Below are 24667 nucleotides of genomic sequence, written 5' to 3'. Positions count from 1 at the left end.
GGGTACTTTACAAACCCATTAACATCCACTAATTTTGTGAAATGGCAACCTCACTCCTCATCTTTGAAGATAACAACCAACTTCGCCAGTCGCTCCAATTACTTTTGAACGATGGAATGTTTTTTAGCGTCAAAGCTGCGTTTGAAAACTGCTTGCGTGCGGCAGAAGAAGTCCTCTTGCATGAGCCCGATTTGGTCATTATGGATATCGATATGCCTGGACGTAGTGGGGTTGAAGGTCTTAAAGCTATCAAAGCAGTACGCCCAGCCACCAAAATCATCATGTTTACGGTGTTTGATGACGATGAGCAAATTTTTGAGTGTATTTGTGCAGGTGCTGATGGATATTTACTCAAACATACGCCTCCCGCGCGCCTCATGGCTGCTTTGCAAGAAGCAATGGAAGGGGGCTCGCCCATGAGTCCTCAAGTAGCCAACAAGATTTTTCACTACTTCCGACAGGCGTCAAAACCAGCGCCAGACTACAATTTGTCGGAGCGTGAAAAAGAAATTTTACAATTACTCATCAAAGGCAACGGCTACAAAATGATTGCTGCTGAGTGCTTTATTTCATTAGATACCGTTAAAAAACATCTCAAAAACATTTATACCAAACTCCACGTGTCGTGCGGAACGGAGGCTGTGGCCAAAGCCCTCAAAGAAAAAATTGTAGCCGTTTAACATATATAAACTTATGCTAAAAAGCCGTCGGGGAACTTATCCTCGGCGGCTTTTTGGTTTTAAAAATCACCCAAAAGGGTAATTGACGAGCGTGCGTTGACCCACTACCTTTGACCCATCAATTCAACATAACTTATTGATTATCATGAAAAAGCTAACAACATTATTATCGCTCGTATTAGGACTTGTAATCATGACAGCAAGAGTTCACGCTCAAGAGAGACGCACTACGTTTGACCCCATCAAGCATGGTTTTAAGTTTTCCAACGAATTTCAAACCCAGATTCAAATTGCGGGTCTTAATGGCCCTCGTTTTGGAGGTCTGTGCGGAGGGATGGTTTATTCGGCACTCGATTATTACAAAAACAACCAGCCTATTCCAGCCCAAACCCACCGCCCTGCTTCGGGTACAACTTTGCAACAGTATATTTTGGCGAGACAAAATAACTCTACTTTACTCAACGTCAACGGTAGCTCAAATTCCGATAAGTGGGCCGAACTGATTTTTAATCCATTCGGCTGGCGTACAAATGAATTTTTTAACTGGGGGCTGCAAGGAACCAATGGTGGCAGGATACAAGAATTGGTCGAAATGATGCGCTCAGGAAGCCCAGTTCCACTAGGGTTATTTAAAAGCGGAAATGGCGGGGTAGGCCCTCACCATCAGGTCTTGGCTATAGGGTATGATTTGGGACGTTACAAAGGGGATTTGGGCGATAATAAAGAAGATTTTAAAATCTTTATCTATGATCCCAATTATCCGAACGAAACACAGACGCTGCGCGTCAATGTTACCGCCCAAAATTACTACTATCAAGAACGTCCAGCGAATAAGTGGCTCACGTACTTCGTAGATAAAAAATATACCACTGTGCGTCCACCTGTCATTTCTCCCACCCCCTTGGCCAACGATGGATTGGTACGCCAATTACTGATTGAAATAGGCACAGGTGGCGACGACTTGCGTGGCGGTAATGACAATGTCAATGTGATTGTAAAATATGCCGATGGGTCAACGGATGTGTATGCCAATATCAATAAAAATGTCCGTTGGATGGACAATTATACCGAAAATGTACCGCTGACCCTTCGCCGTGCAGCTCCATTGAGTCAAATCAAATGTGTGATGCTCCAAACTACTTTTGGAGGAGGAATAGGAGGAGATAATTGGAACGTCGATTTGCTTCGGGTGGTAGCCAAAAGCAGTGACCAAGAGCGTGTTGTATTTGCCCAGACAGGCCGCCCGTTGGTACGATTTGATGGAAATAATCGCCCTTTTGAAGCTACTTTTCGCTAAAGCTCCATAATCAGACATGAAATATCTTATCACCCTCGTTTGTGCCGTAGTAGGGTTGTTTTTAGAAAACAACCAGGCCGTAGCTCAGTCGCCCGATAGCCGTATTTGTCGCTGCTTTTCTGAGGCTGTTACCTCCAACTTTATGCTGGGTTCTAAGGCAATTTATGGCACTGTTGGCGTCATGATTTCACGAGATTTAGAATTGCCGCCCAGCCCCACACAACCCGTACAATTTATTATACCTACACTGCCAGTGCGTTCGGGTTGTCAGGGGCATTTCTCACTGTACATTACCAATGGTCGGAATGAAGTGCTTTACAATCAGACTTCTACGAGCAACGAATTTCGATATACTTTTCGAAATGTAAACGAAACCTACGATGTCATGTTGATGGCAACGGGGAGGTCAGTCACAGGGCGTGATGGAAATTGCAGCCGTTCGATTCGCTTCACTGTTAAGCCGCGCGTGTTAGCTCCTCGTTCCTGAATTTTCTTTACTTTTAATAACAACTACTTCCATGAAGCCTTCATTTTTTTCTTGCATTCTCATAACACTTTTGGCAGTTTCTTCTGTAGTGTTTTCTCAAACGAGCCAAATTCAGCCTAAACTCGCCGACCCCTCCGCTGCGGTGATTCGGGGAGCCAATTCAGGTCGCTTAGGTACTATTGACCCTGCCATTGATGACATCCGTTTTTCATTTCTAAAACTTAATACAGGCGACAAAATTCGTGTTACAGTCACCGTCAAAAACTTGGGTTTAATGAATTATGAAAGCGGAAGCAACCAGCAAAATGTTCAGCTTTGGGAGGAATATAGCAGCACAAATCGAAAAATGGTAAAGCTATTTCCCTTTCAAAACCTCAATGCAAATGCCTCTTTTAGTTTTTCGTACGAGCGCCCCGCCTTCAAGCCAAGCGATGAATTTCCTCCTCAGTACAAGGCAATTATTGTATATGAGCCAGATATTTTGAGTGATAATAATACAAAAAATGACGATTCGAAGGCGTCTAACAATTCGATGACGAAACATCCGCGAGACTAAGGCGACTCAGCCTTGCAAAAAGCGTCGAGGAAACCACCTCGGCGCTTTTTTGTTGATAACCTAGCATAGGTGGTGGCAACTGCTTTTGGTTACTCATAGCAAGTGCTTTCGGTTAATTACAGCAAGTGTTTTCGGTTACTCCTAACCGAAAACCGAGGTTTCTCAAAACCTCGTTAGGGAGTTTCGAGCGCTTTAATATTTTTCTAATGTAAAAAATTGGGCATTGCTTGGTAAATTGGGGCGTTGAAGTCACTTTTAGTATAAACTCTGACCCATGTCCAAACGCTTTTTAGGGCTGCTACTGTTTCTTGTGGGTAGCCTACACACCACTATTTCGGCGCAAGTGTCGGCCAGTCACGACCTTGTTTTTGATAAACTTCCGACGCGTTGGGACGAGGCATTGCCGTTGGGGAATGGCTTCGTGGGAGAGTTGATTTGGCAAAAAGATGATAAGCTGCGTTTTTCACTCGACCATGCCGAACTCTGGGATTTACGCCCGATGGAAGGCATGAAAAAGCCTGAGTTTACCTACAAGTGGGTTCAAGAACAAATCAAGAAAAATAACTACAAAACAGTACAAGAATACGGTGATGTGCCGTACGAAAAAGAGCCTGCTCCCAGCAAAATTCCTGGAGCCGCCCTCGAAATCGCCTCAAAAGAATGGGGTGCCGTAACCAGTGCGCGTTTGGACATTCAACGGGCGGTGGCAGAAGTGAAATGGGCGAATGGAGCGCGCCTTACCTCCTTCGTTCATGCCAATTTGCCGTTTGGGTATTTTCGGTTAGAAGGCGTAAAAGAGTTTGATATTCAGCTGTTAGCCCCCAAATACGAAGGCGAAGTGGACAAAACAGCAGGCGGCTCAGTAGCGGGCGACGATTTGGCGCGGTTGGGGTATAAACAAGGGAAAGTAAAACAAAACTCAAAGTCGGCGACGTACCGCCAAAAAGGGTGGGGCGATTTTGAATACGAAGTAAGTATCCGTTGGAAAGAAGTGGCTGACAAAACGTGGGAAGGCGTGTGGAGTATTTCGGCGCATTACCCCAACAAGCCCAAAACACCTGCCAATGAGTTGACGGCCACGGCTATGTCGTACGAAAAAGCGATGCTTCCGCACTTGAGTTGGTGGAAAAATTTTTGGGGAAAATCAAGCCTCAAATTGCCCGACCCATTGCTCGAAAAACAATACTACCTCGAACAATACAAATTTGGCAGTACGGCCCGCAAAGGAGCGCCGCCCATTTCGCTGCAAGCCGTGTGGACGGCCGACAATGGCCGCCTTCCACCGTGGAAAGGGGATTTTCACCATGACCTCAACACGCAGCTAAGTTATTGGCCGAGCTATGCCGCCAATCACCTCGACGAAGCAATGGGCTACCTCGACCACCTTGATGCCAACCGCGCGGCGTACCGCGAATACACCAAATGGTTTTTTCAAACGGATGGTATCAACGTCCCAGGCGTAACCACGCTGACGGGCGTGCCCATGGGAGGTTGGATTCAATATTCTTTTTCTCCAACGGTGTCGGCTTGGTTGTCGCAGCACTTTTACCTTCAGTGGCGCTACAGCATGGACCGCCGTTTTTTGCAAGAACGGGCGTATCCGTGGTTTAAACAAGTGGCCACTTTCCTCGAAAAAAACACCATTCTCAACGACGATTGGAAACGCCAACTGCCGATAGGCTCTAGCCCCGAAATCAACGACAACCGAGTGACGGCTTGGTTTTCGGAAAATACCAACTACGATTTGTCGTTGATGCGTTTTGCGTTTGGCAAAGCCGAAGAACTGGCCACCGAACTAAATTTGACGCAGGACATGGCCCGTTGGAAAAAATTGAACAAACAAATGGCCGATTATGCCTTGTCGGATAGTTTGGAATTGAAGGTTTCTCCGTCGCTGGCATATGCGCAATCGCACCGCCATTTTTCGCACATGATGGCGATTCACCCGTTGGGGGATATTCAGTGGGAAAAGGGCGAACGTGACCAAAAAATCATCCAAAAAAGCATAGCCTTGCTTGATTCTATCGGACCCGATTGGTGGTGCGGCTACTCCTACGCTTGGCTGGGCAGTCTGAAAGCGCGTGCCAAAGACGGCGCAGGTGCGGCCAAAACCCTCCGAACGTTTGCCTCGGCTTTTTGTTTGCCTAATTCGTTTCATGCCAATGGTGATCAAACCAAATCGGGTTTGTCCAAATTTACCTATCGTCCATTTACCTTAGAAGGAAATTTTGCCTTTGCGGCGGGAGTTCAAGAAATGCTTTTACAGAGTTATTCGGGAGTGATTAGCGTGTTTCCTGCCGTTCCTGCCGATTGGGCGGAGGCGTCCTTTCGCGACCTGCGTGCGGAGGGGGCGTTTTTGGTAAGTGCCACTCGGACGGGCGGAAATGTGGATGAAATTCAGCTGTATTCAGAAAAAGGCGGTGTGGCTCGCCTGAAACTTCCTTTCAAAACGCATCTTGTAAAAGTACAACAAGGAATGATTGTGAAGCCCATTGATGAAACCGAAATTGAAATAGTAGCACAAAAAGGGGGAAAGATAGTATTGAAAAATGGCTACGAATAGGCCAGCATAAAAATATGACGATTTGTCCGTAACTTTGCCAGCCTTTAAACGAGCGATTATTGAATATGTATTCCCCAAAACCACTTATATTGGTCAGCAATGACGACGGTATTACCTCATTAGGAATCAGGACGTTAGTAGAAGTAATGCAGGAGTTAGGAGAAGTGGTGGTGGTTGCCCCCGATAGCCCTCAGTCGGGCATGGGACACGCCATCACCATCGGAGAGCCGCTTCGATTACACGCTACTCCCATTTTTGAAGGCATAAAAGCCTACGAATGCAGCGGCACTCCTGCCGATTGTGTAAAATTAGGCAAGCACTATGTCCTCAAAGACCGTACACCTGACTTGGTTGTAAGTGGTATCAATCACGGCTCAAACACCTCGATAAGTGTCTTGTACTCAGGGACAATGTCGGCGGCGATTGAAGGAGCCATCGAAGGAATTCCGTCGATTGGTTTTTCGCTTTGCGACTTTGCGTCTGACGCGGATTTTTCGCACGTTAGGCCGTATGTAAAACAAATCGCCAGCAATGTTCTTGCCAACGGATTACCAAAAGGGGTAGCGCTCAACGTTAATTTTCCGAAAAAATCGGAAGACACCTTGAAGGGAGTACGTATTTGTCGCCAAACAAACGGCAAATGGCAAGAAGAATTTGACAAAAGAAAAGACCCACACGGCCGTAGCTATTTTTGGCTATCGGGCAATTTCGTAAATTTCGACGCAGGTCAGGAAGATACGTGCGAGTGGGCACTAGAAAATAACTACGTGTCGGTAGTTCCGTGCCAATATGATTTAACAGCCTACGAAACCATGAAGCTCATGCAGCAATGGCAATTCTAGTCTAACCTATAAAGAAAAGATACACAACACTAAAAACCCCTGATAGCATGGCACTTTTGGGAAACTTGTTAAAAGGAGGAATCAAGCTCTCAACTCGTATTCAGAAAGAAAATGTAGATTTTGCTAACATACAGCGTAAAACCCTGAGCAAGCTTCTTGCCAAGGCTCGTTATACGCAGTTTGGTGAAAAATACCAGTTTGAGGACATTCTCAACGCAGCCGTTTTTGACGAAAGCAAAACTTTTTACGAAAAATATAAAGAATTTGTTCCCGTTCACAACTACGAGAAAATCTACCGTGAGTGGTGGAGCATGGCGCGGGAAGGCGAAAAAAACGTCTGTTGGCCTGGGCGGGTTAAGTATTTTGCGTTGAGCTCAGGCACGTCCGAAGCCGCTTCAAAATACATCCCCGTGACGAAAGCCATGGCCAAATCGTTTCGTAATACGAGTTTACGCCAAATCTTTTCGCTGGGACGCTACGAAGAAATTCCGAGTGATTTGTACGAGAAAAGTTTCTTCCTCGTTGGCGGAAGCATCGACCTGACGGCCATCGACGAAGGGCGTTTTGAGGGAGACGTAAGCGGTATCAATGCCAAAAATATTCCGTTTTGGTTTGAACGCTACTACAAGCCAGGACGTGAAATTGCCCGCGAACGCGATTGGTCGCGCAAGCTCGAAAAGATTGTAGAGGAAGCCCCAAGCTGGGACATTGGTTTTATGGCGGGGGTGCCTGCGTGGCTTCAAATCATCATGGAAAAAATCATTGAGCGCTATAACCTCGATACCATCCACGACATTTGGCCCAACCTCACCGTTTTTGGTCACGGAGGGGTTTCGTTTGAACCTTACCGTGCAGGTTTTGAGAAACTTTTGGCGCGTCCATTGATTTACATCGACACCTATTTGGCTTCGGAAGGGTTTATTGCTTTCCAAAACCGCCCCCACGCCGATGGGATGCGCTTGGTGCTTGACAATGGCATTTTCTACGAATTTGTGCCTTTCAACGATAAAAACTTCAACGAGGACGGTGAGCTAATTTGCAATCCCGAAACGCTGATGATTGATGAAGTAGAAGAAGGGGTGGACTACGCACTTTTGCTTTCCACTTGCTCGGGGGCGTGGCGTTATTTGATTGGCGATACGGTCAAGTTTGTCAACAAAGAACGCGCCGAAATCGCCGTGACGGGTCGTACCAAGCATTATTTGAGCCTTTGTGGTGAACACCTTTCGGTCGAAAACATGAACAAAGCCATTGAATTGACGGCCGAAGAACTCGACATTACCATCAAAGAATTTACCGTAGCGGGCATTCGTTCCGATTCACTTTTTGCGCACCATTGGTATATCGGTACCGACGACCACGTGGCTCCCGAAGTGTTGCGAGAAAAAATAGACGGACACCTCAAAGTGTTGAATGACGACTACGTGGTAGAGCGCCGCCATGCGTTGAAAGATGTGTTGGTGACGGTCGTTCCTTCTAGTACATTTTACGGCTGGCTCGAAGCCAAAGGGAAAATGGGGGGACAAAACAAAGTCCCACGCGTATTGAAGAAAAACTTACTAACCGACTGGGAAAGCTACCTCCAAAAGCAAGGTCTAACTGTGTAAAAGTTAGTGTGGAGGGTTGCTCCCAACCCGACTTTTGCTAGAGCGCTTTATAAATAAAAAAGGAACCCAAAACACACCGTTTGGACATGATACCTACCCTTAGCATTATCCAAGCCGCCCACGAGCGCATTCGTCCGCACGTACACCGCACGCCTGTGCTTACGTGCCAAACGATTAACCGAATGAGTGGGGCAGAGATTTATTTTAAATGCGAAAATTTTCAAAAAATTGGCGCCTTTAAAGCCCGTGGAGGGGTAAATGCGGTGTTATCGTTAAGTCCAACGGAGTTAAAAAATGGCGTGACAACGCATTCGTCGGGCAACCATGCCCAGGCGATTGCGTATGCCGCAGGACTGGTAGGAGCCAAGGCGTACATTGTGATGCCTCGCACGGCTCCCCAAGTCAAAAAAGACGCCGTACGTGGCTACGGTGCTGAGGTAATTGAATGCGAACCCACGCTCGAAGCCCGCGAAAGTACCGTGGATGAGGTGATTGCCAAATACGGCGCCACCATGATTCACCCCTTCAACGACTACCGTGTTATTGCAGGACAAGCCACCGCTACCAAAGAACTTATCGAAGATTACGGCAAGTTTGACACCATTATGGCGCCTGTGGGCGGTGGGGGATTGCTCAGCGGCACGGCCTTGGCGGCGCATTACCTTTGCCCCACGGCCGAAGTTATTGCGGGTGAACCCGAAGGGGCGGCCGATGCGGTATTGTCCTTCAAATCAGGGCGGATTGAAAAAGCGCCTTACATCAATACCATCGCCGACGGACTAATGACTAATTTGGGGGATAAAACCATCGAAATCATTCGTTTGCACGTCAAAGATATTCTTCTTACGTCCGACCCCGAAATCATCGCTGCCATGCGTTTGATTTGGGAACGGATGAAAATTGTGATTGAACCTTCCTGCGCCGTACCTTTTGCGGCCTTGCTCCGTAACAAAGAGCGTTCTGCGGGCAAAAAAGTAGGCATCATCCTCACAGGCGGCAACGTGGACTTGGGGAAATTGCCGTTTTGAGAACAGGTTGAACGCATCAAAACAAAAAGCTAGCATTTGTTGCTCCAGAGGAGCTACATCTTAGTAGCAAGAATGAACCAGGTTTGAAATCAAGCCCCATCGGGGTGTCCTCTTTCTGAGCATCGGTTGCCCCGATGGGTTTTTCGGGGGAGGTTTTTTGTCTTTTTCTACTAAGATTTAGCCTCGCTGAGGCTTTTTTGTTTTTAATACGCTTAACCTGTCCCCTGAGTAAAGATGAAGATTTTAAAGCTTTATTAGCTAGGTTTTCAAACTAGCTTGCGAATTGGTGAAATTTAAAAGAGCGAGTTGAACTACACCATTGATTTTCATACCTAACCAGCCATTTTACAACCATGCGTTGCTCGCTCGTTACCGCTTGGACAACTATTGTCCTACTGATACAAGCATCCCTTTTTGTTCATGGACAAACCACCGCCACACTCACTGGCCACGTAGGAGATGCCACCACGGGAAAGCCCATGCCGTTTGCCAACGTATATGTGAATGGTAGCACGCGGGGAGCGGTGACCGACGAAAAAGGAGCATTTACGCTGGTTGGAATTCCGCTTGGTACGGTTGAAATTGTGGCTTCTTTTATTGGGTATGAGTCCGAAAAACGTACGTTCAGGTTTGACAATGCCTCTCTCCAAAAAGCTGATTTTCGGCTAAAAGCAAGCGCACAAACCTTAGAAACGGTCATAGTACGGGGTAATCAAAAGCAACGAGAACAACAGCTACGTCAGTTTAAAAAGGAGCTTCTCGGTGAACCATTTGGTGGGCAGTGCCAGCTTGTCAATAGTGATGTGCTGTATTTTAACGAAGAGAACAACCACCTGTATGCGACGGCCAACGAGCCGTTAATGATTGAAAATCAGGCGCTGGGCTACCGATTGGTGTATGATTTGCAACATTTTGATGCTGCGGCTTCAGGAAAGACGTATTCGGCGGGGACTGCGCGTTTTGAAGAACTAAAACCCGAAAGCGAACGGCAAGCCAATCGGTTTCGGCGCAATCGGTTAGCGGCCTACCAAGGCTCTATTCGGCATTTAATGGCCAGTTTGGTCGATAATACGTTTGAGCAGGCGGGCTTTATGGTTTTTCAGGAAGATGTTACTAAACCAATGCCCGCAGACCGTAAGTCCATTACGCTCGCCGCCGCCATTAGCGAATACAAGCGCTTGATTCCAGTCAAGGCTACTACGTTGATTCAACCTGGAAAGATATCGACCGAACGCCGATTGGTTTCGTCCATGAAGCTCATTGTATTTTACAGGAATGCCTCTTCCAACTTTTCACCTTATCCCGATGCCCGTTACGAATACACCGAAATATCGCTCCCCAGCGGATACCTACAACTGGCTACCAATGGGGTGATTACGAAGCCTGAAGGAATGGTGGCGCAAGGCTCAATGGGGGATGATCGACTCTCGACGATGTTGCCCGCCGAATGGCAACCCGAAGCGCATGAGAAGGAGTCGCTTACAAACGATCCGTTGGCAATGCAGGGAAAAATTGCCCTGCCTGATTCCAGCCTAAAACGCATTACTGCTGCTTTCAGTGAACGGTTTAAGTTGTTGGCTCCTACCTTGTTTGTACACATTGACAAACCCTTTTACGCCACAGGAGATCGGCTCTGGATGAGTACGTATTTACTCGACGCGGCCAACCATCAGCGGGCCAGTGGCGAAACGGCCATCCATGTGGACCTGCTTACGCCATCAGGCAAACTGGTGCAGCACCAGTGGGTGCGCATCGTGGAAGGACGTGGTGAAGGTAATTTTCGCTTGTCGGATACGCTCATGACGGGAACCTATCACCTGCGCGCCTATACCGACGAAGACGATGCCCAGCGACGCCCAGCGTTTGAGCGTTCGGTGACGGTCTATAATCTGCTTCGGAATAGCAACGCAGCCATGCCTAATGATACTGTGTCTAAGCTATTAGACGTTCAGATTCTGCCAGAAGGGGGGCGTTGGATTTTGGGATTACCAGCGCGTTTGGGCGTAAAAATTCTACAGCCCAATGGACACGGCTTGGCTATTGCGGGACGTATTGTTGACGATTTGGGAGTGGAAGTCGTTGGGTTTAAAACCAATCAGCAGGGGATGACGAGCGTGTTGCTGGAGCCCAAAGCACAGCGGACTTATTACGCCAATTTAACCTATAACAAACAACCGCAACGTGTGCCATTGCCCGAACCAGAAATGGAGGGGCTGTTGCTTTCGGCTGATGCAACCACCGACACCACCCGTCTAATGTTGACCATAAGGAGTTCGAAACGTACTTCACCCGACTCTGCCTATGTGATAATACAGCAACACGGTCGGGTGATTGACCAGCGAAAAATTCTTTTGCAAAACGGCGTGGCGAAGATAAACTTGCCTATAACGACTTGGCCAGCAGGGTTTGCACAAATCACCCTGTATGATGCCTTCGGTAAGGCCCACGCCGAACGATTGGTATTTGTCCCCGAATCTACTGCGCCAGTCCGTGTAGTGACGAGTTTGAACAAAAGCCGCTATCAGCCACGCGAGCAGGCCATCTTGAGCATCAATTTGAGTGATAATGGAGCACCAGTGTTGGCCGCTTTATCAGCCTCGATTACCGATGCCGACCAAGTGTTTGATGATACCGCCGAAGCTAACATTCACACCCACTTATTGCTGACGGGTGAGCTCCGAGGGCGTATCGAAACCCCCAACCAATATCTGAAGAATCGCTCTACGGAAACCCTGCAAGCACTGGACGACCTACTGTTGACGCAGGGCTGGCGACGCGTTAGTGGTACGCCCGAAACAGAACAGTTCGGTGGCGTATCGCTCAAAGGCCGCATTCTAAACGCTAAAAATCAACCTATTCCTGGGGCGAAACTCACGGTAGTATCGACAGGCACTGGCAAATCTTTTGTAGGAACGGCAGGGGCTGACGAGCAGGGGCGCTTCCGTCTCGTAGGAATGGCGGCGACTGATACGCTACAGTTAATGGTGCAAATTACGGATGAAAAGTCAAGAAAACTTTCTGCCAAAGAAGCCTTTTTGGTCTTGGAAACGTCGAGTAGTCAATGGGAATCGGAGCGCATAACAGCGTCACCCGATTGGTTAATGTTGCGGGCGGAATCGAAAGCGGCTCGGATTCGACAGGAGTCCAACGTTGATTTTTACCGTGATAAAACGGCTCAAGTCTTGCAAGAAGTGACGGTTCGAGCGCGTAAAATCGAAGAAAGACCTGAGGATGTTCAACTGCGGAGTTTGCACAATGCGGCCGATGCCGTTGTTGTGTTCGACGACAAGTCACCCGTTTTTCAAAATCTGTACGAAATGATTCAGGGACGGTTGACGGGCGTGACCGTTCAACGAGAGGGGGTGTCCCAAGCGCGTAGCTACAAGGTATTTATGCGGGGGGTAAATAGCTTCAAAAGCGGGATGCAACCCTTGTATTTGATAGATGGTGTCCCCATAGAGGACCGCGACGGAACGGCTTTGCTGTACTATAACGCAGGAGACATCGAACGCATCGAAGTGCTAAAAAATGCGGGTACTACTGGGACATACGGGGTTCGAGCGGGCAATGGGGTCATTGCTTTTTACACCAAACGTGCTCGGTCGATGCAGAAAAATTCTAAAACGAACGAAGGAATGACGCCAATTCATTTCATTGGTTATCCGTCGGTACAACGCGAATTTTATGTGCCCCGCTACGATGCGGAGGCAGCAATAGGAAGTACTTCAAAGGTGGATTATCGGGATGTTTTATATTGGAAACCCCTAATGCAAACCGACGGACAGGGACGCAGTCAGTTGCGTTTTCCGTTGTCAGACGTAGTACGGACGGTGCGTGTGGTCATACAGGGGGTTACCGCCGACGGTCGTCCAGTGGTGGGTGTTCAGTTAATTAGGGTTCAATAATAGAGGGATTTATTTGCAGATTGAAAGGAAATGTGTCGTTTGAAAAAAGAGAATTTTCTAATTTTGTACGTGCGTTAGAGCACCCAATTAAACCATTCTAACTTATAATTGCGAACCCCTTATTCGACATTCTGCATTCAAAAACTCGTCATTTAAAAAATGTCTCTCACTACTCTTGGACTCGAACTGCCTACCGACCCGCGTTGGGTCAATATTGCCGAAATGCAGTTGGAAGAAATTCTCGTAGATCACGCTTATTGTGAGCAAAAAGCAGCTTCGGCTTGTATTTCGATGATTGTGCATTTTCCCGAAAAAGAAAAATTGGTCGAAGTAATGACGCCCGTCGTTGCCGAAGAATGGGCGCACTTTCGGATGGTTTTGAAAGAACTCCACAAACGCGGCTATAAACTCGGGCGCGCTCGTAAAGACGAGTACGTCAACCGCCTGCAAGAAGTGGTGAAGAAAAAAGGCGACCGTGAGGAAGTGTTTCTCGACCGCCTTTTGTTTTGTGCGCTTATCGAAGCCCGAAGTTGTGAGCGGTTTAAATTACTGTCACAACATATTTCCGACGAGGAACTACGGAGCTTTTACCACGAGTTGATGATTTCGGAGGCAGGGCATTACCGAAACTTTATCGAATTGGCTGAAGAATACCTCCCCGCCGAAAAAGTACGCGAACGCTGGAAACAACTCTTGGCCGAAGAAGCCAAAATCATGCAAACCCTCGAAGTGCGTGGCGACCGTATGCACTAAGTGCTAGAACTAATCCAAAAATCAGCTATGAAACGTTTATTGTGTTTGTTTTTTGTGGTGCAAAGTTGGGCGGTGAGTGCCCAAAACTGCGATTGTCGCACCAACCTTGACTCCTTAATTCAAAAAATAAGTACCGATTATGCAGGGTATAGCGACAAAGTTAGCACCTCCAAAAATCGCCTTGCGTACGCTCGGATGGTGACGCAGTTGCGTATTCAGTCGATGCGCAGTCCGTCGCGGGCGGAGTGTTTTGATATTTTGGCTACCTACATCAACTATTTTCAAGACAAACACCTCCAAATAGGCGTTTACAACAAAGAACACGTCGCGAAGATTTTTGACCCACTTACTGAAAGTCAGGCGCGCCAGCTGACCCAAAAAGTGCCTAGTTCGTCGCCCGAAGGGATTTGGTGGCATGATGAGAAAAAGCTCAAAATTGCGATTGTGAAAGACGGCAAAACACCTGATGCTTACAAAGGAATTGTACTTGAAAGTGCCGATACGACCTATAAAACGGGACAATTGTTTTCCAAAATCAAGAAAAACGGGTCATTTTACAACGTCCACGAATTTGGCAGCTATTTGCTCAGCCTCGACCCGCGCGCGAAGTTTCAAGGGAATCTTTTTTACAATTATTTTCCTTGGAAACGACTCTTCCCGCACAATGCAACCCCTGCTGAAGAACAGGAGGTAGCCACTTGGCAAAACGGAAACAAAGGCTTGGCGTGTTGGAAACCTTCACCCAACGTGGTGTGCGTACGAATCCCCACTTTTGGAATGCAATGGAGTCAATTTGAGGCATTTATCAAAAAGAATGATTCGCTCATTCGAGCTACTCCGTACTTGATTATTGATGTACGGAACAACGGCGGCGGCAATTTTGGCATGGAATTGCTGTTGCCTTATCTATACACCAAGCCGTTTGTGGTAAAAGGAGGGCTGATGCAAGCCTCTATCAACAATAACCGCGTTTTTAGCAGCGATTATAGCAGTGACAGTACGTTGTTACGAAAATTACGCCAAAATATCGGTGCGTACGTTCCCCAGCCCGACTTTCCTGTGAGCTACGAAGCGGCCTTGCCCAATCCTAAGAAGGTGGTTGTTTTACAAAACGCACTATGCGGGAGCGCCACCGAATACTCGATTCAGGTGGTCAAGGATTTTGAAAAAGTAATCACTATGGGTGAAAACACGATGGGGATGATGGACTACGGTGACCTGCGCCAACCTACCCCCATTCCGTGCCCTGATTTTACGTTTGTGATTCCCATTGTTAAATCTTCGTGGACCGATACTGCACCCATTGACCAAACGGGTATTGCCCCAAAAATTCAGCTCAAGTCGCCCGAATCGGATTGGTTGGGTGAGGCAGTCAAGTACCTCGAAAATCAGAGATGATTCTCGTTTTTTGACCGAGAAAATGCCTAATTGTCGTAAAAAGGAAGAAAAGATACCATTCGTATCTGGCTAGGAATGGTAAAGTGTGTAAATTGCGGCGATTTGCCATAAATAATTCTACATCATGCTTCACAAACTAAAACAAAGACTACTTGGCTTGTGCTTTTTAATTACATTAAGTCTAAATTTAAATGCACAAGTGATTGGTTTAGATACCGTTACAGTTTCAGGGACTAGAATGTTCCTAAAAAAGAATCAAGTTCCACAGAAAATAGAAGTACTATCAAGTCGCGATTTGGAACTTACACCTGCCAACGATATAGCTGATTTTTTGAAAAAATTAGCCGCATTAAACATCGTTCAATACCCTCATGGATTTTCGTATGTAAACGTGCGGGGATTTGCTCCCAACACTTTTCACGGCTCTAATTCGATTCAGCCCGAGACATCGGTGCTTATCAATGGACGCCCTGCGGGAACGGTAAATCTTGCCGTTTTAGACAGAGGTTCTATAGATCGTATTGAGGTACTGAAAGGACCATCGGCAGCTATGTATGGGGCCAATACGATGGGGGGAGTCATTAATATCATTACCAAAAAATCGCAAGATAAAATAGGAGGAAAAGCCTATGTGGGTTATGGAACTTGGAATACGTTGGAGGTAGGTGCCGATGTTGGGGGAAAAATAACCCCTAAACTCGATTTTGACCTCGCGGGTACTTTTTTCAACCGAGGTGATAACTATAAAATTGGAAAAGGAAACTTTTTTAGAAATGCGTTTGGGTGGCGTAACTCGACTGTGACTGCTTTGGATCAAACTACGTTAGATACGCCCGATGATGTATATGATGGCGTTGTCCGTGAATACACGCAAATGCAGAATTATTCTATCATGGCACGGCTAGGCTATCAAATCAGTAAAAACTGGCGAATTGATGCGATGAGCCAAGGGTTTGCAACCAACAAAGTATATACCATTGGAGATATGCGAACAACCACCCGCGATCAGGCAGAACGTAAATACAATACCTCTGAGGTGGCGCTAACAGGTAAGGTTGGGAAGCATAGCTTGTTGGCAAAAGCTTATATCTCAAAAGAATACGTAGGAACGCTGCCTTTTGTTAATGCCACTACTGGTCAGGAGTTTACACCTTACAAGTCATATGAGAGCAGTGTTGATTACAAAGGTTTTCAATTACAAGACGAGGTTAAAATTTCGGAACAATTTCGACTTGCTTTTGGTACAGATTATTACACTGCAGGGACGGATTTGCGATACTGGAATGCCCCAACGGCCGCAACGGGAAATGTGCCCCAAGAAAGGGCGTCGTCAAGTCCAAACGGGCTAATTAATGACTTTGGTATATTTGCCCAGGGGTACGCTTCAGTGTTCAATAATCGTTTGATTTTGAACCCAAGTTTTCGCACCGATTTTGTCAATTATGCCATGACTAGGAGTTTTGGACTGGAAGATAAAACAAATATAAAAAGTGAAAGTAAGACCATTTATAGCCCCAACTTTGGAGCGCAGATTAACCTGACCAAAGCACTGGCTATTCATGCAAATGTAGGGACGGCATTTCGGTATGCAGTAGCCAACCAAATTGCAGGCTATTTTGAAACATTTACGACGACCAATCCTGTGAGAGTGAATGTGACATTGGGAAATCCTGATTTGAAAAATGAAAATAGCTTAACATGGGAGACAGGTTTGCGTTTTGGGAAAGCAGAAAAAGGGTTTTACCTAGATGCTACCTATTTTAATACCAAAGTCGATGATCGAATTATTACAATTTCAGATGCCTCTAAAGTGAACACCGATTGGCAGGCGTTGGATGGTAAAACCTACAAAGTAGCTTCGTATCGCACGTATGCCAATGCCAATTACTCCAAACTGTCGGGTATAGAAATGGACGGATATTATGATTTTGGGGCAATCAATCAGTTTAAAAAATCATATAAACTGTTTTTTAATGCGACCAAGATGTTGGCGTACGATGATTATATAAAAAGTACTGACCCCGCAAGTCCCGATACCAAGTCGAAGGCCCGCCACGTAGCCGACCTGAGCTTAGGAGGAGGCTTTGAATTTGATGACCTTAAACGATTTTCTGTGCGCCTGTCGGGCAGGTACATGGGTGCAAGAGAATACGTGAACTTTAATGATGTGGTCAGTCCTCAAAAATTCAGAAGTCAGCTGGTGACTTACCCACCATACCTAACGCTCGATTTGGTTGCAAACCTTACTATTTACAAAAAGCATACGGTATCGCTGCGCGTCAATAACCTCACCGACGAAAACTACTACGAGCTTCGCTACCAGCCCATGCCTGGAAGAAATACTTCGCTACGATACACGTTTAGATTCTGATATGGAACAACTTATCCAAAACACGATTGGGGTCTTGACCCAACTACTTTTATGGCCTACTATCCTTCTGCTGTTGTTTGGAATTGGCTACTCATTTTTTATGTTGGGCAGTATGCTTGTTGAGTCATTTCAACGAAAAGGCGAGCCCGAAACCCTGAAAAACCCCCAACAACCTTCGGCGCATTTACTAAGGCTCTATGGCATCAACGAGTGGAAAAAACAACTAGGCAAAGACCCCGAAGCGCCTTTATGGCTCCTTCATGACCGCACAGAGGCGGCGTTGAAAAAAAGAATCGACAACATAAAAGTGTGGGTTAGACTTGGTCCAGCGTTGGGGTTGGCAGGGACACTCATTCCGTTAGGCGGAGCTTTACAAGCAGTAGGTGTCAACAACCTGAAACTGTTGTCGGACCACCTGAGTATTGCTTTTGGTTCTACGATTCTGGGCCTTACGGCAGGGGTGATTTGCATGATTATTTCGACCAACTATGAGCGGTGGTATAGCCTAGATTTGGCCGAAATCAGACAGGCGATTGAAACTCAATCAGAAGAAACAACCCGCTAATACCGTTGACTATGAAACCAACAAGAAGAAGAAATTTGGGATTAATCAACGGGCAAGGCGACGATAACAACCCGCTTTCTATCATGGCCAATCTATTCGAAACAGGATTGGTGTTTGCTTTGGGGTTTATGGTGTCGCTGGTGAGTTCGATGAACCTCACTGACATGCTGAATCCTGATGCGAAAGTGACCGTTACGACCGAACGCAAGGATGGTATTCAGGTATTGGTAAAAGATGGGAAAAAGACGACGATTCGGCGAATGACAAAAAACATCGGTGAGGGAGAAGGCCATCGGTTAGGAGTAGCATACAAGCTCGAAGACGGCTCGGTAATTTATGTGCCTGAAAACGACGAAAAACAGGATTCGACGCAGAAAAATACCCAATAGCTGTTACATCTTTCATGGAAACTGTTAAAATCTATTTTGCTATTTGATGAGTGAAGGTCTAAAAAAATACATTGGTGGGGCGTTTTTAATCGCTTTTGCGGGCGTTTTTTTCTTCTTTTTGAGGAACAGCTCATTGCAACAGACCGACCATAAAACGGTGTTGTTTGTAGTGGGTGATAACAAAGCCGAAGCCCTCGTAAAAGCAATAGACTATTTTTATCGGGAGTACCCCAACTTGGCGAATAAAATAGATATTATTATCCGTACGCGCTCCAACGCTAATCACGGAAAAGACCCCATTCCTGCCTCCGACTTGATGCTTATGAAGGTGTCGGAAACCGAAATGTTTGAAGAACACCTTGATTTTTTGAAACAAACAAACGCCAGATTTCAGACCAACCGCACGTTAAAGCTGATTCTGGGCGAGCCTTCTACCAAATATCCAATTGAGGAACTTGAACAATTTGGGATGCAGGCCGACGAAGAATTGAATAAATACTACAAAAACGAATCTCCCGATGAGCTTAAAAAAATGCTTGTCTATTTGTTTTCCAGTTATTTAAAAATACCCTCTTTACGGGTTCAACCCCCTAATCCGCCCATTGCCAAAGGTTTTATCGTTTTTAAAAACCGAAAGGTTCAAAAAATTGTCAAAACGTGGGAAGAGTGGGTCAATCAGCAACAGCCCGACCCTAAAAAAGATAAAATTGCGGTGTTGGTGTACGAATCGGCGATTAAGGAAGGCATCCTGACGATTGAAAATGAGGTGTGTCAAAACATCGAAAGGAAAGGTTTTCAGCCAGTTATGGTGTTTGGGTATCCTTCAAGTAAAGCCCTGAAAAATACGCTGATTGATACTTTGTTGTTGAAAAATAAAGGCGTGAAAGCCGCAATTTCATGGTTTTATAAATTTCCTGATTCGCAAGCAGAAAAGGTGTTGCCTGTCTTAGATGTTCCGTTGGTCAACGCCATTGATATTTACGGAAATGGCATCAAAGAATGGGAACGTAATAAAAAAGGGTTGTCGAGTACGGAGGTAACTTGGCAAATGGCCATTCCTGAGATTGCTGGAATGGTACAGCCAACGGTAATCGGTGGCGTGGAATTGAAAGACGGAATCCCTTACAAACGAGCCATTAAAAGTAGAGTTGACCGTATTGTCAACAGAGCAATAAGGTATATCAACTTGCAAAACAAGCAAAACAAAGATAAAAAAATCGCTTTCCTCTACTGGAATTACCCACCAGGAAAAGATAATATTGGGGCGAGTTATTTGAATATTTTTGAAAGCTACCCAGTACTGTTAAAAGAGCTGACCAAAAACGGCTATACCACCCAAAATTATTCATCAGCTTTGGATGAATCGTTCAAAAAACAAATCAAAGAAAAGGGGAGAAATATTGGTAAATATGCGCCAGGGGAATTGGCCAAACTGGTCGAAAAAGGCGGTGCTATTTTAGTCCCGTTGCGCGTTTATACCGCGTGGTTCAACCAATTAAATCAGCAGTATCAGTTGGAGATAACCAATAAATGGGGGCCGCCTGAGAAAGCAAATATAATGACCATCCGAAAAAATGGAGAATTGTTTTTTGTGCTCCCTGCTGTTCGGTATGGCAATGTTTATTTTATGCCGCAAGCCGACCGCGCTCGTACGCAAGACCTAGCGGCGTTGTATCACTCACAAACCTTACCGCCTCACCACCAATATATCTGTCAATACTTATGGTTTCAGCACAACATGGACGCCATCGTTCATACGGGTACCCACGGCACCCACGAATGGCTCGATGGAAAGGAGTCGGGCTTGTCTGATCTGGATAGCCCTGAGGTATTGGCAGGCGACCTTCCGATATTATACATCTACAACATGGATGTCGTCGGAGAAGGGCTGCAAGCCAAACGGCGAGGTGCTTCAACCATTGTTGACCACTTAACTCCTGCCCTTGGTGAAGCAGGTATGACGCCCGAAATGGTCAAAATCAGTCAGTTGATTCGGCAATGGGAAACTGCTAGAGCCCTTAACCCTGACGGAACGTCTCAGCTTTTAGCGCTTATTGAGCAACAAGCCACCCAGCTTGGTATCAAAAAAGACTTAGAGAAAGACGGTTGGGGAGCTCACAAAAAACTGGCAGAGCAGCCGCCCACGGGCGCAAAAGAAATGATTGAGACTTTGCAACACTATATAGAGCAAACTCGCTCTCGTGCTACCCCTTTTGGGTTTCATACATTTGGGGTTTCGCCCGAGGGAAATAAACTGGATAATTTTGCCAAAATCATAGCCAAACCCAACGGTTCTGAACGCATCGAAGAGTTTAAGTCAAAATTGGCTCGTTCAGGAGGAGAAGAAATCCGAATGCTACTCCACGCCTTGGATGGAAAGTTTGTGGAGGCACAAGTGGGCAATGACCCTATCCGTAGCCCTGATGCTATTCCTACGGGGCGTAATTTTTACACCTTCGACCCCCGAACTATCCCAGTTCCTTATGCCGATTCTATTGGAAAGCGCTTGGCCGAAACGTTTGTTGGAGCATATAAAAAGAGCAATGGTGCATATCCTAAAAAGGTAGCGTTTGAGGTATGGGCGGTCGAAACCATTCGTCATCAAGGGGTGCAAGAAGCACAGATATTGGCCTTGTTGGGGGTAAAACTCAAGCGAAATAAAAAAGGACAAGTTGAAGGGGTTGAGCTTGTTTCCCGACAAGAATTAGGCCGACCACGGGTGGATGTATTGATGAGTTCGACGGGGCTTTACCGTGATAATTTCCCCATGTTTTTTGAGCTAATGAACGAGGCTTTTCAACTCGCGTCCGAATCGCCAGAGGAAGATAATCCTATTCGTAAAAATTCAGAAAAATTGCGACTAGAATTGATTCAAGCGGGTGTAAATGAGCAAGATGCTAGGCTACGGAGCCAAATTAGGATATTTGCTGAGCCGTCAGGAACCTATGGTAGTAAGATGGGAGAAGCCATTGCTTCGTCGGGTTCATGGGGAGACGAAGCACAGTTGGCAAAATTGTATATCCGACGAATGGGCAATGGCTACGGCAACGGTTATTGGGGTGAAAACCTCGAAAAAGAGTTTAAATCGGCCTTGTCGGGTGTTCAGTCAGTGATTCATAGCCGTTCTTCTTCGGTATATATGTCGCTCGACAATGATGATTTTTTTGCCTATGCAGGAGCGATTTCCATGGCAGTAAGGCATGTTGACAAAACAAAAAAAAGCCCCGCTTTGAACGTGGCAGATTTGCATATCAAGGGAAATGAAGAAATTAAGTCGCTGGAAAAATACATGGGACAAGAATTACGTTCGAGGTATTTTAACCCTGCGTATATCAAGGAGATGCAAAAAGAAGGGTACGCAGGTGCAAGGCATATCATGCAGGGCGTAGAGTTTCTTTGGGGCTGGCAGGTCGTTTATCCCGAAGTAGTAAACGATGAAAAATGGCAGGAGTTTTATGAGGTTTGGTTAAAAGATAGATACAATTTAAAGACAGAATCGTTTTTTGAAGAGAAAAACCCACATGCCAAAGAAAGCATCAGCGCCCGTATGTTGGAGGCCATCCGAAAAGGGTATTGGAAGCCTTCAGATGCAGTGAAAAACGATTTGGTAAAAATGTACATTACCACTATCAATAATCATGGGGTTTCGTGCAACCATACCACTTGCAATCATGCTGAATTGACCGACTATATCCGTAGAATAGGATTGTCTTCTAAAAGCGTGGTACCTAAGGACGTGGAAGCTTTTGTGAAAAAAGTAGAAGTGGCGATTCAGAAGCCATTGAACCAAGCACAGGCGGAGCAACAAGCCGATCGGAAACGCTACGCTGACGATGCAAATGTGCTTCCTTACGACCCGAACGCTCCGCAAAAAAATGCCCAAAAGACGCAACAATTGCAAAACCGACAAAAGGTATCGGGGTACAAAATGCTAGAAGAAAAAGTACTGACCGACAACAGTGCGCAAGGAACTCCTAAGCAAAAAGGAGTGCAGTGGTTTACCCCGTTGATTTTTGGGCTTTTGGTATTATGCAGTTTATTGGGGGGCTTCCTCAAATACCGCAATTAGATGGTGCCTTATTCGCGGATTTCTTTGCCTTTGACGGTCATTTCCCAGTCACCGAGGGTACCGTACAATACCAACGAGCCAAAGCGAAACTTATCCACGATTTCGGTGCCTTCCGATACGCTGTCGTAAAAATCTTTATCGACGGGAAGCTCAAATTCGATGGCATTTATGGCGTTACGAATGTGCTTTTTTACGCTCAACGAAAAGCTAGCCTGTTTCAATTTTAGCTTGAGGATGTACTTAGGCTTTTTGGCGGCATTGAGCAAGTCGAGTTGTGCTTTTAAATCGGTGTTTTCTTTGCGCAGGCGTTCCAACTCTTCGGAGTTTCCGCAGGAGGCCAAAAGACCTACAGACACGAGGGCAAGTAAGAGAGATTTGTACATGGGAGGTGAATTAATTGGTTTATTTTTTAGCTCGAATGTTGGAAAGGGCAATCCATTCGTCCCACTCGCTGCCGTAATCGTTGTAATGAATATAGTGTAAACACGAATACGTTTTTAAAACTTTGGCGGGATACCATTTTTTATCGTCGGCATAATACACCTCAACGGACGAACCTACGGGGTAGCTTTTGGGACAAACGAACGGTTTTAAACGCGAAGACGCTACCCAATCGGTTTCATTGTTGGTATAACTGTAAAAACGAACGTTGAACTTTTTTCCTGCGTCACTGTCCACGACAAATCCCAGCCAATCGGTACCGTCATAATCCACTTGGACGCGCTGACCAATCCGTTTGTCTTTTTTGGGAGAAACGTTGCTGCTGATGGCCCAAGTGCGCAAGGTTTCGGGGACAAAATAAGCCGCTTTTTGTCCTTCTACAATCGCCATTTCTTCGTCGATGTAGTTGGCGAGTTCACTCAGTGTAATTTTACCGTTTTGGTCGGTATCCACAAACGATTCTCCTTTTAGACCGTACAACAACGCATTGGAAAAAGTCCAGTTGCCCGTCGAGACGTTGGTAGGTACGACAGAGTTGAGCGCGACATAATTGCGTTGGGGAAATTTACGAACCTCCTGCGACAACCCGCCCGAATTACAGCAGTCGGCGGTAAAGAAAGCCGTATTTCCCGCAAAATTTTCATTGACAGTTCGCACCATTTCTTCGGCTGACCAGTCGGCGCCTTGGTAGCTGGCAAAGCAGACTTTTTTGGCGTCGTTTTTGTAACCGTGCCCACAGTAGTAAAAAAACAACACATCGTTGGGCTTGGCCTGGCGTAAAAACGGTGCCATCGCCGCCCGAATGGCTTTGGTGGTGGCTTGTTGGTCTTTGAGGTAGAGGATTTGTTCGGAAGGTACGCCTTGCTTTTGGAAAAATTGAACGATTTTAGCATCGACGCGCCCTTTTTTCTCAAAAGAGGCAAAGCTATTGGCATCGGCCCATTCCAACACGCCAATCATACATACCCACGTACGTTGCGGCTCAAAACTTGATTTAGACTGGGCTAGACTTGTTAGGGTAAAAATGAAAAGAAAAAAGGCTGTTTTCATTGTCTTTGTGAAACCTATGAGGTTTTCTACTGAGTTTATTAACGTAAACCTCATAGGTTTGGGAATGTATATTAATCAAAACCTATGAAGGTTTGGGATGAACTATTTTAACGCAATCGGAATCTCTCGTAGTCGCATATCTTCAATAAAGCGTGCTTTGTCAAAGTCTTCATTAAGATGGATAGTTCGTACTTTCTTATTTTTTAATAAAATATGCCCCGCCAGCCATTTATCGGGTCTCTTTTTGTTGATTTCTATTTTTACAATATCTGTTAAATGCACCTTCGCTTGGGTAGTGGTTCTTCGCCTATTGACGAATATTGAAAAAGCGGCCACTCCCAACATTCCCACTCCTAAAAATAGTTTGAAATAATCGTCTTTCTTTATGCCTTCTCCCACATTGGCACTACCTAAAATCACGAAAAAAAGGAGAAAAAGTACCTCCGTTTTCCATTGTTTCTTTTCTGTATCATCAATGAAAAGCTGTTGCTCTTGAATTTCCAAGACGCCATTTTCCAGGATGTAGTGTGCGTTGTTCATAGTATGTTAGTCCAAACCTGATAGGTTTTTGAAACCTACCCGATATACACATCTTTTTAAAGTTCTTTGACATATTGTATCTTAGTGATAAAAATGGTTGTTGAAAAACGGTTAGACTTTCAATAT

The 24667-nt window shown here is 45.8% G+C and carries 18 protein-coding genes; 15 read left to right on the top strand and 3 right to left on the bottom strand.

Annotated features, from left to right (window positions below; translation table 11 throughout):
• The first annotated feature begins 41 nt into the window (after window positions 1–41).
• The 15 genes from FHS57_RS04925 (at window position 42) to FHS57_RS04855 (ending at window position 22510) form a co-directional block, all read left to right on the top strand.
• Window positions 42–680: a response regulator gene (locus tag FHS57_RS04925; RefSeq protein ID WP_183971792.1), complete on the top strand. Its 639-nt coding sequence runs from the start codon at window positions 42–44 to the stop codon at window positions 678–680.
• Between the two features lie 145 nt (window positions 681–825).
• Window positions 826–1977: a hypothetical protein gene (locus FHS57_RS04920; protein ID WP_183971791.1), complete on the top strand. Its 1152-nt coding sequence runs from the start codon at window positions 826–828 to the stop codon at window positions 1975–1977.
• Between the two features lie 16 nt (window positions 1978–1993).
• Window positions 1994–2464 (top strand): hypothetical protein, encoded by a 471-nt coding sequence (locus FHS57_RS04915; protein ID WP_183971790.1) that lies wholly within the window; start codon window positions 1994–1996, stop codon window positions 2462–2464.
• Between the two features lie 31 nt (window positions 2465–2495).
• Window positions 2496–3020: a hypothetical protein gene (locus FHS57_RS04910; RefSeq protein WP_183971789.1), complete on the top strand. Its 525-nt coding sequence runs from the start codon at window positions 2496–2498 to the stop codon at window positions 3018–3020.
• A 274-nt stretch (window positions 3021–3294) separates the two neighbouring features.
• Window positions 3295–5583 (top strand): glycosyl hydrolase family 95 catalytic domain-containing protein, encoded by a 2289-nt coding sequence (locus FHS57_RS04905; RefSeq protein ID WP_183971788.1) that lies wholly within the window; start codon window positions 3295–3297, stop codon window positions 5581–5583.
• Between the two features lie 65 nt (window positions 5584–5648).
• Window positions 5649–6425 carry a 5'/3'-nucleotidase SurE gene (gene surE, locus FHS57_RS04900; protein ID WP_183971787.1) on the top strand — a complete coding sequence of 259 codons (777 nt, stop codon included), beginning with the start codon at window positions 5649–5651 and terminating at the stop codon, window positions 6423–6425.
• Window positions 6426–6472: 47 nt separating this feature from the next.
• Window positions 6473–8032: a GH3 family acyl-acid amido synthetase gene (locus FHS57_RS04895; RefSeq protein ID WP_183971786.1), complete on the top strand. Its 1560-nt coding sequence runs from the start codon at window positions 6473–6475 to the stop codon at window positions 8030–8032.
• A gap of 86 nt (window positions 8033–8118) precedes the next feature.
• A complete protein-coding gene (locus tag FHS57_RS04890) occupies window positions 8119–9060 on the top strand; it encodes a threonine ammonia-lyase (RefSeq protein ID WP_183971785.1) in 942 nt (313 codons plus the stop codon).
• Between the two features lie 353 nt (window positions 9061–9413).
• Complete coding sequence (locus tag FHS57_RS04885) at window positions 9414–12965, top strand: carboxypeptidase-like regulatory domain-containing protein (protein ID WP_183971784.1); 3552 nt, start codon at window positions 9414–9416, stop codon at window positions 12963–12965.
• A gap of 159 nt (window positions 12966–13124) precedes the next feature.
• On the top strand, window positions 13125–13718 hold the full coding sequence (locus FHS57_RS04880; protein WP_183971783.1) for a MiaE family protein: 594 nt from the start codon (window positions 13125–13127) through the stop codon (window positions 13716–13718).
• Window positions 13719–13745: 27 nt separating this feature from the next.
• Complete coding sequence (locus tag FHS57_RS04875) at window positions 13746–15116, top strand: S41 family peptidase (RefSeq protein WP_183971782.1); 1371 nt, start codon at window positions 13746–13748, stop codon at window positions 15114–15116.
• A gap of 124 nt (window positions 15117–15240) precedes the next feature.
• Window positions 15241–17487: a TonB-dependent receptor plug domain-containing protein gene (locus tag FHS57_RS04870; RefSeq protein ID WP_183971781.1), complete on the top strand. Its 2247-nt coding sequence runs from the start codon at window positions 15241–15243 to the stop codon at window positions 17485–17487.
• A gap of 1 nt (window position 17488) precedes the next feature.
• Window positions 17489–18052: a MotA/TolQ/ExbB proton channel family protein gene (locus FHS57_RS04865; RefSeq protein ID WP_183971780.1), complete on the top strand. Its 564-nt coding sequence runs from the start codon at window positions 17489–17491 to the stop codon at window positions 18050–18052.
• 11 nt (window positions 18053–18063) lie between these two features.
• Window positions 18064–18441 carry a DUF2149 domain-containing protein gene (locus tag FHS57_RS04860; protein WP_183971779.1) on the top strand — a complete coding sequence of 126 codons (378 nt, stop codon included), beginning with the start codon at window positions 18064–18066 and terminating at the stop codon, window positions 18439–18441.
• A 46-nt stretch (window positions 18442–18487) separates the two neighbouring features.
• Window positions 18488–22510, top strand: a complete 4023-nt coding sequence (locus FHS57_RS04855; protein WP_183971778.1) for a cobaltochelatase subunit CobN — start codon at window positions 18488–18490, stop codon at window positions 22508–22510.
• Window positions 22511–22518: 8 nt separating this feature from the next.
• Here FHS57_RS04855 and FHS57_RS04850 read toward each other — a convergent pair whose 3' ends face one another.
• From FHS57_RS04850 to FHS57_RS04840, 3 genes are all read right to left on the bottom strand, one after another.
• A complete protein-coding gene (locus FHS57_RS04850) occupies window positions 22519–22893 on the bottom strand; it encodes a hypothetical protein (protein ID WP_183971777.1) in 375 nt (124 codons plus the stop codon).
• A gap of 19 nt (window positions 22894–22912) precedes the next feature.
• Window positions 22913–24001, bottom strand: coding sequence for an agenet domain-containing protein (locus FHS57_RS04845; RefSeq protein ID WP_183971776.1), 1089 nt, complete (start codon window positions 23999–24001; stop codon window positions 22913–22915).
• Window positions 24002–24103: 102 nt separating this feature from the next.
• Complete coding sequence (locus FHS57_RS04840; protein WP_221225551.1) at window positions 24104–24505, bottom strand: hypothetical protein; 402 nt, start codon at window positions 24503–24505, stop codon at window positions 24104–24106.
• Between the last annotated feature and the right edge of the window lie 162 nt (window positions 24506–24667).

The sequence above is a fragment of the Runella defluvii genome (genome assembly GCF_014195535.1).
Taxonomy (GTDB): domain Bacteria; phylum Bacteroidota; class Bacteroidia; order Cytophagales; family Spirosomataceae; genus Runella; species Runella defluvii.
Note: the sequence above shows the minus strand (reverse complement) of the source record. Positions and strands in the feature narration are given on the sequence as shown.

Excerpts from the sequence above, each read along its gene's own strand:
- FHS57_RS04925 (WP_183971792.1), top strand. The coding sequence starts at position 42 with ATGGCAACCTCACTCCTCATCTTTGAAGATAACAACCAACTTCGCCAG.
- FHS57_RS04920 (WP_183971791.1), top strand. The coding sequence starts at position 826 with ATGAAAAAGCTAACAACATTATTATCGCTCGTATTAGGACTTGTAATC.
- FHS57_RS04915 (WP_183971790.1), top strand. The coding sequence starts at position 1,994 with ATGAAATATCTTATCACCCTCGTTTGTGCCGTAGTAGGGTTGTTTTTA.
- FHS57_RS04910 (WP_183971789.1), top strand. The coding sequence starts at position 2,496 with ATGAAGCCTTCATTTTTTTCTTGCATTCTCATAACACTTTTGGCAGTT.
- FHS57_RS04905 (WP_183971788.1), top strand. The coding sequence starts at position 3,295 with ATGTCCAAACGCTTTTTAGGGCTGCTACTGTTTCTTGTGGGTAGCCTA.
- surE (WP_183971787.1), top strand. The coding sequence starts at position 5,649 with ATGTATTCCCCAAAACCACTTATATTGGTCAGCAATGACGACGGTATT.
- FHS57_RS04895 (WP_183971786.1), top strand. The coding sequence starts at position 6,473 with ATGGCACTTTTGGGAAACTTGTTAAAAGGAGGAATCAAGCTCTCAACT.
- FHS57_RS04890 (WP_183971785.1), top strand. The coding sequence starts at position 8,119 with ATGATACCTACCCTTAGCATTATCCAAGCCGCCCACGAGCGCATTCGT.
- FHS57_RS04885 (WP_183971784.1), top strand. The coding sequence starts at position 9,414 with ATGCGTTGCTCGCTCGTTACCGCTTGGACAACTATTGTCCTACTGATA.
- FHS57_RS04880 (WP_183971783.1), top strand. The coding sequence starts at position 13,125 with ATGTCTCTCACTACTCTTGGACTCGAACTGCCTACCGACCCGCGTTGG.
- FHS57_RS04875 (WP_183971782.1), top strand. The coding sequence starts at position 13,746 with ATGAAACGTTTATTGTGTTTGTTTTTTGTGGTGCAAAGTTGGGCGGTG.
- FHS57_RS04870 (WP_183971781.1), top strand. The coding sequence starts at position 15,241 with ATGCTTCACAAACTAAAACAAAGACTACTTGGCTTGTGCTTTTTAATT.
- FHS57_RS04865 (WP_183971780.1), top strand. The coding sequence starts at position 17,489 with ATGGAACAACTTATCCAAAACACGATTGGGGTCTTGACCCAACTACTT.
- FHS57_RS04860 (WP_183971779.1), top strand. The coding sequence starts at position 18,064 with ATGAAACCAACAAGAAGAAGAAATTTGGGATTAATCAACGGGCAAGGC.
- FHS57_RS04855 (WP_183971778.1), top strand. The coding sequence starts at position 18,488 with ATGAGTGAAGGTCTAAAAAAATACATTGGTGGGGCGTTTTTAATCGCT.
- FHS57_RS04850 (WP_183971777.1), bottom strand. The coding sequence starts at position 22,893 with ATGTACAAATCTCTCTTACTTGCCCTCGTGTCTGTAGGTCTTTTGGCC.
- FHS57_RS04845 (WP_183971776.1), bottom strand. The coding sequence starts at position 24,001 with ATGAAAACAGCCTTTTTTCTTTTCATTTTTACCCTAACAAGTCTAGCC.